12 protein-coding genes are annotated in these 12,679 nt (G+C 47.3%); all 12 read right to left on the bottom strand.

What is annotated here, in order from left to right:
* Window position 1: 1 nt before the first annotated feature.
* Window positions 2-883, bottom strand: a complete 882-nt coding sequence (gene rsgA / locus BN1002_RS07790) for a ribosome small subunit-dependent GTPase A (protein ID WP_048824433.1) — start codon at window positions 881-883, stop codon at window positions 2-4.
* Window positions 884-934: 51 nt separating this feature from the next.
* Entirely contained in the window at window positions 935-2,899 is a 1,965-nt protein-coding gene (gene pknB, locus BN1002_RS07785; RefSeq protein WP_048824432.1) for a Stk1 family PASTA domain-containing Ser/Thr kinase, read from the bottom strand.
* Entirely contained in the window at window positions 2,900-3,652 is a 753-nt protein-coding gene (locus tag BN1002_RS07780) for a Stp1/IreP family PP2C-type Ser/Thr phosphatase (protein WP_048824431.1), read from the bottom strand.
* Window positions 3,653-4,747, bottom strand: a complete 1,095-nt coding sequence (gene rlmN, locus BN1002_RS07775; protein ID WP_048824430.1) for a dual-specificity RNA methyltransferase RlmN — start codon at window positions 4,745-4,747, stop codon at window positions 3,653-3,655. It abuts the gene before it with no gap.
* Window positions 4,748-4,750: 3 nt separating this feature from the next.
* On the bottom strand, window positions 4,751-6,127 hold the full coding sequence (gene rsmB, locus BN1002_RS07770) for a 16S rRNA (cytosine(967)-C(5))-methyltransferase RsmB (protein WP_048824429.1): 1,377 nt from the start codon (window positions 6,125-6,127) through the stop codon (window positions 4,751-4,753).
* Window positions 6,128-6,166: 39 nt separating this feature from the next.
* Window positions 6,167-7,111, bottom strand: a complete 945-nt coding sequence (gene fmt, locus BN1002_RS07765; RefSeq protein ID WP_048824428.1) for a methionyl-tRNA formyltransferase — start codon at window positions 7,109-7,111, stop codon at window positions 6,167-6,169.
* Window positions 7,108-7,593, bottom strand: a complete 486-nt coding sequence (gene def / locus BN1002_RS07760; protein WP_048824427.1) for a peptide deformylase — start codon at window positions 7,591-7,593, stop codon at window positions 7,108-7,110. The genes fmt and def overlap by 4 nt, the downstream gene beginning before the upstream one ends.
* 72 nt (window positions 7,594-7,665) lie before the next feature.
* On the bottom strand, window positions 7,666-10,080 hold the full coding sequence (priA, locus tag BN1002_RS07755; RefSeq protein WP_048824426.1) for a primosomal protein N': 2,415 nt from the start codon (window positions 10,078-10,080) through the stop codon (window positions 7,666-7,668).
* Complete coding sequence (gene coaBC / locus BN1002_RS07750; RefSeq protein ID WP_048824425.1) at window positions 10,077-11,285, bottom strand: bifunctional phosphopantothenoylcysteine decarboxylase/phosphopantothenate--cysteine ligase CoaBC; 1,209 nt, start codon at window positions 11,283-11,285, stop codon at window positions 10,077-10,079. Before coaBC ends, priA begins: the two co-directional genes overlap by 4 nt.
* Window positions 11,286-11,564: 279 nt before the next feature.
* Window positions 11,565-11,786, bottom strand: coding sequence for a DNA-directed RNA polymerase subunit omega (rpoZ, locus tag BN1002_RS07745; RefSeq protein WP_048824424.1), 222 nt, complete (start codon window positions 11,784-11,786; stop codon window positions 11,565-11,567).
* Between the two features lies 1 nt (window position 11,787).
* Window positions 11,788-12,402, bottom strand: coding sequence for a guanylate kinase (gmk, locus tag BN1002_RS07740; RefSeq protein ID WP_048824423.1), 615 nt, complete (start codon window positions 12,400-12,402; stop codon window positions 11,788-11,790).
* A 10-nt stretch (window positions 12,403-12,412) separates the two neighbouring features.
* The gene (remA, locus tag BN1002_RS07735) at window positions 12,413-12,676 is read right to left on the bottom strand and encodes an extracellular matrix/biofilm regulator RemA (RefSeq protein ID WP_048824422.1); all 264 of its coding nucleotides are present in this window, start codon (window positions 12,674-12,676) and stop codon (window positions 12,413-12,415) included.
* Between the last annotated feature and the right edge of the window lie 3 nt (window positions 12,677-12,679).

Raw genomic sequence — 12,679 nt, 5'->3', positions numbered from 1 at the left:
TTTAATACCTCGGCTTTCTCTCTTTTATTTCTTGCAAAAAATTCAAATAGTTTTCATAACGGTAGTTAGGGATGATCCCCTCTTCAACCTCCGCTTTTACAGCACATTTTGGTTCTTTTACATGAAGGCAGCCGCGGAACTTGCAGTTCTCACCTGCGCGTGAAATTTCCGGAAAGCATGAGCCAAGTTCTTCCGCTTCAATTTCCTGGAATTCAAGTGAACTGAACCCGGGAGTATCGGCGACAAGCCCATCCCCGATTTCAATCAATTCGACATGGCGAGTCGTGTGCTTGCCTCTTCCCAAATGCGAAGAAATATTATTAGTCTTTAACTCCAAATCCGGCCTGAGCACATTCAATAGGGAGGATTTCCCTACCCCAGACTGACCGGCAAAAACAGATATTTTCCCCTCAAGATACGGATAGAGCTGCTCAACGCCTGCTTCGGTTTCCGACGAAACAAAAATGACTTCATATCCTGCTGCCCGATATCCGGAAGCATATTCATCAAGCCTTTTCAATTCGGGTTCACTTGCAAGGTCTGTTTTCGTCACACAAATAACGGGTTCAATGTGATTATATTCGACGAGAACGAGGAAACGGTCAAGCAGCGCCGGGCTAAAGGCTGGCTCTACAGCTGAAAAAACGAGGAACGCCCGGTCGACGTTCGCTATCGGCGGCCTGACAAGCTCATTTTTCCGTTCTTTCACTTCAAGGATATATCCTTCCTGATCGTTCTCAGCTTGGAATACGACATCATCCCCGACCAGGGGGGTGATTTTATTTTTGCGAAAAATGCCCCTCCCCCTGCATTGGGTGATGGCTCCTTCGTCCACAACATAGTAAAACCCGCTCAATGCCTTGATAATTTTTCCTTCAGGCATATACACACTCCTTGATTATTCATTCGCGTTGGCCTATAAATAATCGTCAATTTATTGCGCTTCATCATAAGAAACTGTTTCATCTTCAATTACCCGGTTGTCAAGCATAATCTTGTAACCGGCTTTTTTGCCATAAGGGACCTTCAATTCGATGACGAACGTCCTGTTGGCTGTGATAACGCCTGAGTCTGCCGCCTCTGTCATGCTGTGCTCGACATCATCTATATAAATCTCGTACTCCTGCGGCTGGCCTGGAACTTCCGGGTTGTATTCGACCGTTACTTCCTTCCTGTAAGTCCTTGGCAAAATTTCCTCTTTGCCTTTGGAAAGTACGACCGTGACAGTATCCCCTTTTACAAGCTGTGTTCCAGGGTTTGGCGTCTGTGAAACGACAAGGCCCTTATCAATTTTATCATCGTATACAGGCTCACCTAATTTCACAACCAGGCCGGTTGATTCGGCGTAATCCGCTAGACTTTTCTCATTGTACTGTGTCAAGTCGCGGAGCGGGATCTTCTCAGGGCCCTTACTGACGGTAAATTCAAGTTCAGTATCCTCAGGAACGACAAGCTTCCCTTCTGGCACGTTCTGGGCTAGGATGATGCCCGGTTCACTCTCGTCATATACTTCCTTGGCCCGAATATCCTTAAAGTTTTCTTTATCAAGCAGGGCTGCTACTGTTTCATATTGCCTGTCTGTGTAGTTGGACAACTCGAACTTTTCCTTGCCGGTACTAACGAATAAATCGATTTCCGAGCCTTCTTTAACTGTCCTTCCTGCCGGAGGATCGGTTTTGACAACGAGCCCTTCCTGCACCTCTTCATCGGCAATTTCTTTCGTCTCGCCAATCGTAAAGCCCTTTGACTTTAATTCCGAGATGGCATTATCCAAAGAACCTCCGCGGACATCAGGGATTTCAACATCCTTTGCTCCGAAGATTCCTGGAAAGACTGTTAAAGCTCCCACTCCAAGGAGGATTAGCAGGATAAAGGTTGAGATCAGGATTATTGGCCATTTTTTTCGTTTTTTCTTGGAATCATCCTGCTTTTTAACCGCTTTTGGCTCTTCAGACTTATTTTGCCCATGGATTATAGTCTCATCAAGATTTTTCCTTTGACTGTCGGCAGTTATGATCGGAATGGCTTTTGTTGCATCATCGTCTTCAGGCACGATGAACTTGGCTTCGTTCAACCGCTCAGGGTAGAGTGATGTCTGCAGATCCTCTTCCATTTCCTCGACACTGTCATACCGGAGGAACGGGTCCTTAGCTGTTGCCTTTAAAACGATATTTTCGACACTCTGCGGTATGTTCGGATTCCATCTTCTAATTGAAGGCGTTTCAGTTTGAAGATGCTTTAGCGCAATGGAAACAGCAGATTCACCGAAAAAAGGAAGCCGTCCTGTCAACAGCTCAAACATGACGATTCCAAGCGAATAGATATCGGACTTTTTATTCGCCATGCCGCCCCTGGCCTGTTCAGGTGACAAATAATGGACGGACCCGAGGACGGAGTTAGTCTGCGTTATGCTTGTTGCGCTGAGCGCCATCGCGATACCGAAGTCGGTAATTTTCACATTGCCTTTTTTGTCGATCAGAATATTATGCGGTTTAATATCGCGGTGGACAATATGATTCTGATGAGCGTGTGCGATCGCTGATGTCAGCTGCTTCATAATATCAATTGCAGCCTCTACCCTTAGCGGAGAATACTGCTGTATGTATTGCTTCAATGTCTGGCCGTCTACAAATTCCATGACGATATAATAAATTCCATCTTCCTCGCCAACATCATAAATGCTGACAATATTCGGATGGGCCAGGCTTGTCGCCGACTGGGCTTCACGGTGGAAACGGCGGATGAATTCTTCATCATTCGCAAAATCAAGGCGGAGTACTTTCACCGCAACGTTCCGGTCAAGAATGACGTCATGGGCAAGATATACGTTTGCCATTCCGCCGCCGCCGATGGCATCCAAAATTTTATATCGGCCGCTGATACGTTTTCCAATCATCATTTAGTTATCACCCTCACTGACTCCGGAAAACTCGACAATCGCCAGGGTAATATTGTCCTCTCCGCCATATTCATTGGCAAGCGACACAAGGCGGGAAGCTTTTTGCTCAAGATCGCCTCCGCTTTTCAGCACCTCGGCCATTTCACTTTCGCTTACTTTGTTTGAAAGGCCGTCAGAACAAAGCAGAAGAAGGTCCCCTTCTTCAAACATGATCGTGCTTATATCCATGGCGACCTTTTCTTCAGTTCCAAGCGCCCTGAGCAGGACATTTTTCCGAGGGTGGTTTTCAGCATCTTCCTTCGTAATCTGTCCGGAACGCAACAATTCATTGACAAGGGAGTGATCTTCGGTGATTTTCCTGAAGCCTGACTCATTCAGGATATAGCAGCGGCTGTCACCTATGTTGGCGATTGTCGCCGAATCTTCAAGCATAACCGCTGCTACTATCGTTGTACCCATCCCATCGCATTCTTCGTTGGCACGGGCATGCTTAAAAAGAGAGTCATTGACAAGGCTGATATGCTCCTTCAGCCAGTTCTCGGCCTGGTCGGGCAAATGGATGCCCGAGGACGATTCCCAGAACTTTTTCATTTCCTCCAAAGCCATCCCGCTGGCGACATCCCCGGCCCGATGTCCTCCCATACCATCAGCGACAATCGCAAGCCGGCTCCCGTCACCATTTAGGAAAATGCCTCCGCAGTCTTCATTATGGCTTCTGATTTTCCCCTGATCAGTCATATAGACCGCATTCATCTATTTTTTCAACTCCTCCTGGCGCGCCTTCGCACGCAGCTGTCCACAGGCAGCGTCAATATCATGGCCTTGCTCCCGCCTGATCGTCACATTGATGCCCCTGTCTTTCAATGCCTTTTCAAAGGCAAAAATCTGGTCTCTCGGAGTACGGACATAATCCCGTTCTGGCACGTAGTTGACAGGAATCAAATTGACGTGGCATTTCAGTCCTTTTAAGAGAGAAGCCAATTCTTCAGCATGTTCCAGCTGGTCGTTGACTTTGCCGAACAACCCATATTCGAAGCTGATTCTTCTCCCCGTCTTATCGATATAATACCGCACTGCCTTCATTAAGTCATCAAGTTTATAAGCCCGGTTAATCGGCATTAGCCTGCTGCGCAGCTCACTGTTTGGCGCATGCAGGGAGATGGCGAAATTGATTTGCATATTCTCATCGGCAAACTGATAAATCTTCGGAATAATGCCGCTTGTGGATACTGTAATATGGCGTGCGCCAATATTCAGTCCCTTGTCATGGTTTATGATCTTCAGGAAAGACAGCATATTATCATAATTGTCGAACGGCTCGCCAATTCCCATTATTACGACTGAGCTGACCCGCTCCTCTGTTTCATCCAATGCTTGTTGGACTTTGACAACCTGGGCGACAATTTCACCCGCTTCCAGGTGGCGCTTTAGCCCTCCTAAAGTGGAAGCGCAAAAGGTACAGCCGATCCTGCAGCCAACCTGGGTTGTCACACAAACAGAATTTCCGTATTCATGCCTCATGAGCACTGTTTCAATTGAATATCCGTCATGTAACTCAAAAAGGAATTTAATCGTCCCATCCGCTGAAGTCTGCTGGATGACTGTATTCAACGTTGTGAGCTTGAAATGGCTTTCCAGCTTCTCCCTTAGTGCCTTTGAAAGATTGCTCATATCTTCAAATGACTCGGCTCTTTTTTTATAAAGCCAGTCAAATATTTGCTCGGCCCTAAATGGCTTTTCCCCATTGGCAGTTAGCCAATCCTTCACTTCCTGTAGCTGAAGGGAATAAATTGACGGTTTCTGATTTTCTTCTTCTGTGCTTTTCTTCGTTGCATTTATTTGTTCCAACCGTTACACCTTCTTTCGTAGACTTGCAATATAAAACCCGTCCGAGCCAAAATCCTGAGGCATAACCTGCAGGTCCGCGCCGGTAATCAGCGGGCGTACAGGCAAAGGCATTCTTTCAGCCAGTCCTGAATCTCGTTCGTATTCTGGATGCCTAGCAAGAAAAGCGGAAACACTTTCCTCGTTTTCTCCTTTATCTACTGTACACGTACTATAGACAAGAATTCCACCTTTTTTTAACAAAGGGGCGACTGAATCGAGAAGCTCCTGTTGAATTTCACGGAGCCTTGCCAGGTCATTTTCCACTTTCGAATATTTCATATCAGGTTTCCGCCTCATGACACCCAGTCCTGAGCATGGTGCATCAAGGAGGATCCTGTCATAGGTTTCAGGCTTGAAACTACTTTGGGCCAAACGGCTGTCCATAGCCTTGGCTTCAATATTTTCAAGTCCCAACCTTAAAGCATTATCCATGATCAGCTTCACTTTATGCTCATGCAGGTCAAGCGAGATAACTTTTCCTGTCCCGCCAAGCTTTTCGGCAATATGGGTGCTTTTGCCACCAGGCGCGGCGCATGCATCGAGAATGAGTTCATCTCGTCCGGCACCAAGAGCATAAGCTGCGAGCATAGAGCTTTCATCCTGTATGGTCAGGTACCCTTCCTTAAAGGCGGAAGAATTCGCAAGATTTCCTTTCAGCGCCCTGACCGCTTCCGGGATGACCGGGCTCGGCTCAACCTGGAAGCCTTCCTCCACCAAAAGGTTTATACAGTCCTCACGTGAAATCCTTGTAAGATTGACCCTCGCCGTCTGGAGTGGTGCGGTCAGGTTGATTTCACACATTTCCTTCGTTTTTTCATAACCGAATTGATTAAGCCATCTTTTTACAAGCCAATCAGGATGGCTCGTTTCAATGGCAAGCCGTTCCGCGGGGTCTTTTATATCATCAAGAGAAGGGACCCCTTCCCTTTGGATACTTCTCAATACCCCGTTTACCATTGAGGCGATCCCTTTATGGCCCCGTTTTTTCGCGATTTCAACAGCCTCGAAAATCGCTGCCCTTTCCGGTATTTTATCAAGAAAGACCATTTGGTAAACCGTCAGTTTTAAAAGATGGATAACCCAACGGTCCGCTTTCTTTCCTCTTTTCAAAAAAGGAGAAAGATAGTAATCAAGGGTCATGCTCCTTTGCAGAGTCCCATAAACAAGTTCGGTCAATAAGGCGACATCCCGCTGAGGCAGCTTATTTTTTTCAATTGTATGATGTAATAGCAGATTGCTGTATGCCTGATTTTTCTCTATTGTATCCAAAAGCTCCAATGCTGTCTCCCGGACATTTTTTTTATTTGCTGCCACTTCTTTCGGGCAGGCGCCTTCGCGCATCCGCCCTTCTCTCCTTTCAATCTGCAGGAAGTAAACGTATTAATTGCCGAAACTGGCGCCTCGTTCAAGTTTTGACCCTGCTCCGCGCAAAAATTCCTCTGCTTCCATCGGCTTCTTCCCTGAAGGCTGAAGCTTGACGATTTTTATGGCTGTATCATTTCCAGTAGCTACAATGATGCCATTTCCTTCGAGTTTGAGTACTTCTCCAGGTTCCCCCGCCTCGGTAGGGCGGACTTTTTCACTTTCCCATAGTTTAACAACCTGGCCATCAAGAGTGGTATAGGCGACAGGCCATGGATTCATGCCTCTGATTTGGTTGTATATCTGTTCCCCGCCCGTTGACCAGTCAATCCGTTCTTGTTCCCTTTTTATGTTGTAGGCGAAGGTCGCTTCCTCATCCTTTTGTTTAATAGGAGTCAATTCCCCTCTTAAAAGGCGCGGCAATGTTTCCGATAAAAGGTTAGAGCCAGCTTCGCTCAACTTGTCATGCAGGGAGCCAACTGTATCCGATTCGGAAATGGGGACTTCAACTTGTGTGAGTATATCGCCGGCATCAAGCTTTTCTTCCATATACATGATGGTAATCCCGGTTTTTTTCTTACCCTCAATGATCGCATAATGAATCGGAGCCCCGCCCCGGAGCTCAGGGAGCAGGGATGCGTGGACATTGATGCAGCCATATTTTGGAGCCTCCAGCAATTCCTTAGGCAAAATCTGCCCGAAAGCTGCTGTAATAATCAAATCTGGCTTTAAGCCAATCACCTTTTCCAACTCTTCTTTGTTTCTGATTTTTTCCGGCTGCAGGACAGGAATACCATGCTTCAACGCCTCTGTTTTAACAGGGGGAGCAGTCATAACTCTTTTCCTGCCGACCGGCCTGTCAGGCTGGGTAACAACCGCGATGACATTATAGCCGTCATCCAGTACCCTTCTCAATACAGGCACAGAAAAATCAGGGGTTCCCATAAAAATTACGTTCGTCATTCGCCAGCCACTCCCTCGATTTCTTCTTCCTCAAGATACCTGCTTACCTTAGACGTGAACAGAACGCCGTCCAGGTGATCGATCTCATGCTGAATCGCCCGAGCGAGAAATCCATCAGCTTCAAGTGTATACTTTCTTCCCTTCCTGTCGAAGGCTTCAATGATGACCGTATTGGGTCGGGTGACTTCCCCATACAGGCCTGGGAAGCTTAAGCAGCCTTCCGTCCCTGTTTGTTCACCGGAAACGGACAGGATGCGCGGATTCACCATTTCAATCGTCCCTGTATCATCATCAACATCAACAATGGCCACGCGGATCGGCTGCCCGATTTGCGGGGCGGCCAGGCCGACACCATCAAATTCAATCATCGTCTCATACATATCATCAAGAAGTTTAGCGAGTTTTTTGTCAAATCGCTCCACTTCGTTGCAACGTTGTTCCAGTATATCTGCAGGATGCAGTACTAATTTCCGAATTGCCAAAGGTTGTTCCTCCAATTTGCCTTTTTAATACTTTTGCCAAAAAAAGTTTCTTCTAATCTATTTTTCCGTCTGCTACATAAGCAGGTAAGGATTGATGTCAACAGATACTTGAAGACCTCCAGACCCATCTTCTTTCTGGTACCTGTCAAGCACCTGTTTCAGGTTATCCCCCAGGGATGGTTCATGCTTGTATTTTACGAGACACTGGTACCGGTAGCGGTCATTGATTCTTGGAATCGGCGATGCAACAGGGCCAAGCACTACCGCTTCATCTGAAACTCTCGCCCTTAAAAACGCGGTGATCTGTTCCGTGACGGAAACTGCCTTCATCAGCTGGTCATGGCTGACGGTGACAAGGGCAAGAAAATAGAAAGGCGGATATTTATGAACCTTCCTATTCATCATTTCCCTCTGATAAAAAAGGTCATAGTCCTGGCTGCCGGCCAATTCTATACTGTAGTGCTCGGGCGTATATGTCTGGATGACGACTTCTCCTGGAAGTTCATGGCGCCCGGCTCTCCCGCTAACCTGCGTCAGCAGCTGGAATGTTTTTTCCGACGAACGGAAATCGGGCAGGTGCAACATCGTATCGGCGGACAGGACGCCAACAAGCGTGATATTAGGGAAATCAAGGCCCTTGGCGATCATCTGCGTGCCAAGGAGAATATCGGCCCTGCCCTCAGAGAATTCCTTTAATAGCCTTTCATGCGACCCTTTTCTGCCTGTCGTGTCCATGTCCATCCTGACTACCCTCGCCTGGGGTAGCAGCTTTCCTAGTTCCTCCTCGATCTTTTGGGTACCTGTACCGAAGTAACGGATATGCTCGCTCAGGCATTCGGGGCACTGCAAAGGGACATGGGTTTCATAACCGCAATAATGGCATTTCATCTGCTCATTTCTCCGATGATACGTAAGCGAAATATCACAATGCGGGCAGCCCATGACATAACCGCAATCCCGGCACATCACGAACGATGAGTGTCCCCGTTTATTAAGGAAGAGGACGATTTGCTCCTTTTTTTCAAGCCTGTCCTCAATTTTTTCAAAAAGCTTCCTGGAAAACATCGACCGGTTGCCCGAACGCAATTCTTCCCTCATATCAACGATTTCAACCTCGGGCATTGGCTGATTATTCATCCGGTCGGGAAGCTTCAGCAGGGAATATACGCCTTTTTGTGCCCTGGCGAAGGATTCGAGCGAAGGGGTCGCGCTGCCCAATATGACTGGGCAATGATGATTATTTCCCCTTTCAATAGCCACATCCCTCGCATGGTATCGTGGCATCTCTTCCTGTTTATAGCTTGTTTCATGTTCTTCATCAATAATAATGATCCCGAGATTTTCAAAAGGCGCGAAAATCGCAGATCTTGCCCCTACGGCGACCTTTACTTCACGCCGCTGGATTTTTCTCCATTCATCATATTTCTCCCCTGCTGACAGGCCGCTATGCAAGACCGCGACCTGGGCGCCGAACCGGCCTTTAAACCGTTCGACCATTTGCGGTGTCAGGGCAATTTCCGGAACAAGGACAATCGCTTCCTTCCCTTCCTCGATGACCTCTTGAATGGATTGAAGATAAATTTCCGTTTTTCCGCTGCCTGTCACTCCATAGAGCAAAAACACCTCATGGCGGTTCTCCTCTATGGATGAAAGGATCGGTGAAATGGCTGTATGCTGGCCGAAGGTAAGCTTTAGGGGTTCAGTCTTTGCAAAATCACGGTCCTCATAAGGATCCCTGTAAACCTCCAAGTCTTTCTCCCCGAGAAGGCCTTTGTCTGAAAGGCCCTTGATAGCGGAATTGGAAAAGCCCATTTCCGATACGAGTTTTCGTGCTTCTACCGGCTCGGGATTCTCGATGAAATAGGCTATGAGGTCACGCTGCTTGGCAGCCCTGGGGGATATTTCCCCAAGCGCTGACCTCATCTCATCCTCAGCAAGGAGTGGGAACACAAATTTGAGGTGTTTTTTGCCAAGCCTTTCCCTGACTTCATAGAGGACTTCAATATGTCCCGCGGAGGCTTCCTTTTGCAGGACGGGGACAAGCCCGCCCTTTACCGCATCGTCCCACCCGATGGACTGTCCTCCTTCGAAAAAATGGCGGAGTCCTTCGGGCAGTTCCTCGATGCTTACACCCTGGGCGAGCTTGACCTTTTTATTATATTTTGCCTTTAAAGCCGCAGGAAGCATTGCCTGGAAGGCTGATATTTTAAAGCTGAGAGTATGGCCCGTTAGCCAGTTTCCAAGGCTGAGCAGCTCTTTGTTCAGGACTGGGACCAAGTCCATTGGCTCATGGATTTCCCTGAGCTTCGCAAATTCCGAATGGTCCTTCAAGGCCACGACAAATCCCTGCACCCTTCTTGGCCCGAAAGGAACCACGACCCTCATCCCCGGCACAATCGTGCCTACCCATCTTGCCGGTATCTTGTAATCAAAAGGCTTATCCGTCTGTTTTGCAGGTACATCGACAATCACACTTGCAATATTCATTCTTTTGCCTCCCCCGCCAGAATGGCAGCTTCTTGCAAAATCCTTTTTGCAACTTCCTGTTTAGACATTAGCGGAAGGCTTTCATGCGTGCCGTCCTTTCTGAACAGGGTCACTATATTCGTGTCCGTCCCAAAACCTGCCCCAGCGCTTTTTACATTATTGGCAACAATTAAATCCGCGTTTTTTTCAACCAGCTTTTTGCTGGCATATTCGGCGAGGTTATTTGTTTCAGCCGCAAACCCAATTAAGATCTGGCTTGTTTTTAAAGCGCCAAGTTCTTTAAGAATGTCTTTTGTCCGTTCCAATTCGATTGTTTCGTCAATAGGTCTCTTTTTCACCTTATAATCATATGCTGTTTTCGGGCGGTAATCAGAGACAGCTGCCGATTTAATCACAATATCCGCCAAGTCGAAATTTGAAAGGACCGCATGATACATCTCAGCGGCACTTTCCACGTTGATGACTTCAACCCCTTTTGGCGGCACAAGATGAACCGGGCCGGAAACAAGGATGACTTTAGCCCCTTTTGCTACGGCTTCCCCGGCAATCGCGTACCCCATTTTCCCACTTGATTCATTCGAAATAAATCTGACAGGGTCTATTCTTTCCCGAGTCGGACCAGCTGTAATAAGAACGGTTTTTCCATTTAACTCTCCTTGGCTGCCTTGAAAGTAAAGGCTCGCTAGCTCAACAATTTTTTCCGGTTCTTCGAGCCTTCCTTTCCCAACATAGCCGCATGCAAGGTATCCTTCAGCAGGCTCAATGAATTTATATCCATCTCTATGGAGGGTTTCAATATTCCGGGTAACAGCTGGATGATGGTACATATGGACATTCATAGCGGGGGCAATCCACACCGGCGCGGTTGTAGCAAGCAATGTGGTTGTAACCATATTATCAGCTATTCCTGTAGCAAGCTTGCTTATCGTGTTAGCGGTTGCCGGAGCACATATAACGAGGTCAGGCCAATCAGCCAGATCGATATGCGCAATCGCACCCGGAATTTTCTCGTCAAATGTATCAGTATAAACATCATTCCGGGACAGAGCCTGGAAGGTCAGCGGTGCTACAAACTTGGCGGCCGACTCACTCATGATCACTTTCACTTGTGCTCCGGCCTGGACAAGCTTACTCGTAAGGGCCGCTGCTTTATAAACCGCGATTCCCCCTGTCACACACAGCAGTATTTTTTTATTTTCAAGCATTTGGCATTCCTCCGCCTAGTTTCGTTCACGAATCCTGTCTCCATTATGAAGGAACGGAGAGAAATTTTCACGTTTTGCCTCTTTGAAAAACACAAGCGCCTCAATGTCGGCGCTTGTGTTTTTGATCCCGTTTTCTATTTTGGGTACACGCTTGTTTCCGGAAAAAGAAAGAGGCTGATGGGCGGTTGCCCAAGTACAGCCTCTCCATGTATTATCAAGCTGTTTTTGGCAGCCAACTAAACCTCAAACTAACTAACCACGCGCCTCAAAGACAGAGGATTAAGATTCAGCAGGAGTTTCAGGCTTTTTGCCAATCCGGTAAGTAAGCTCTCCGCACTCAATTTCTTCAAGCGCCTTCCCAACAAATTTATGGGAAACATACTTGTCCAGACGATGGTCTTCCGTATGCTGCATAAAGCGGGCACGCTTAGCGGCAACTGAAACGAGCGAGTATTTAGAATCGATTTTATTTAAAAGTGAATCTATTGATGGATAAAGCAATTTATTCAGCCTCCAGTAATTTGATGTAACGCTGTTCCACCCGTTCACGGCGGCAATGTTCCGCTGTGACGATGGCCTTAATTCGATCACAGGCACGTTCAACCTGGTCATTTTCGACAACATAGTCGTAGAGATGCATCATTTCAATTTCCTCACGGGCAGTAAGCATCCGGTTGCGGATCAAATCCTCTGTTTCCGTCCCTCTTGTCACGATCCGATTTTGCAGCTCAGTCAGGCTCGGAGGCATGAGGAAGATAAACAGCCCTTCGGGAAATTTCTCCCTTACCTGACGGGCGCCCTTCACTTCAATTTCAAGGAATACATCTCTTCCGGCATCCAGCGTTTCCCTGACATAATCTACCGGTGTGCCATAATAATTGCCGACATATTCGGCATACTCAAGAAGTTTCTCTTGGGAAATCAGCTCTTCAAACTCTTCCCTTGATTTAAAGAAATAATCCACCCCGTGCACTTCACCTTCACGCGGTTTCCGCGTTGTCATCGAAATGGAGTATTCAAAAGCTGTATCAGGCTGGCTGAAGATTTCCTTCCTGACCGTTCCTTTCCCTACTCCTGATGGCCCTGAAAGCACGATAAGCAATCCTTTTTCCCGCATTTAATATATCCTACCCTTCATCCGAAATATCTTCACGGTCGGTCAGCCTTCCCGCCACCGTTTCAGGCTGGACAGCCGATAAAATGACATGGTCGCTATCCATCACAATGACAGCCCGTGTCCTTCTTCCATAAGTAGCGTCAATCAGCGAACCCCTGTCGCGGGCATCCTGGATAATCCTTTTGATGGGCGCCGACTCCGGGCTTACAATGGAAATGATCCGGTTTGCGGATACGATATTGCCAAATCCGATGTTTATCAATTTAATATGCATGCC

Origin of the sequence: Bacillus sp. B-jedd, from assembly GCF_000821085.1 — a bacterium.
GTDB lineage: Bacteria > Bacillota > Bacilli > Bacillales > Cytobacillaceae > Bacillus_D.
The sequence above is the reverse complement of the archived record's forward strand: the minus strand, read 5'-3'. Positions and strand labels throughout refer to the sequence as shown.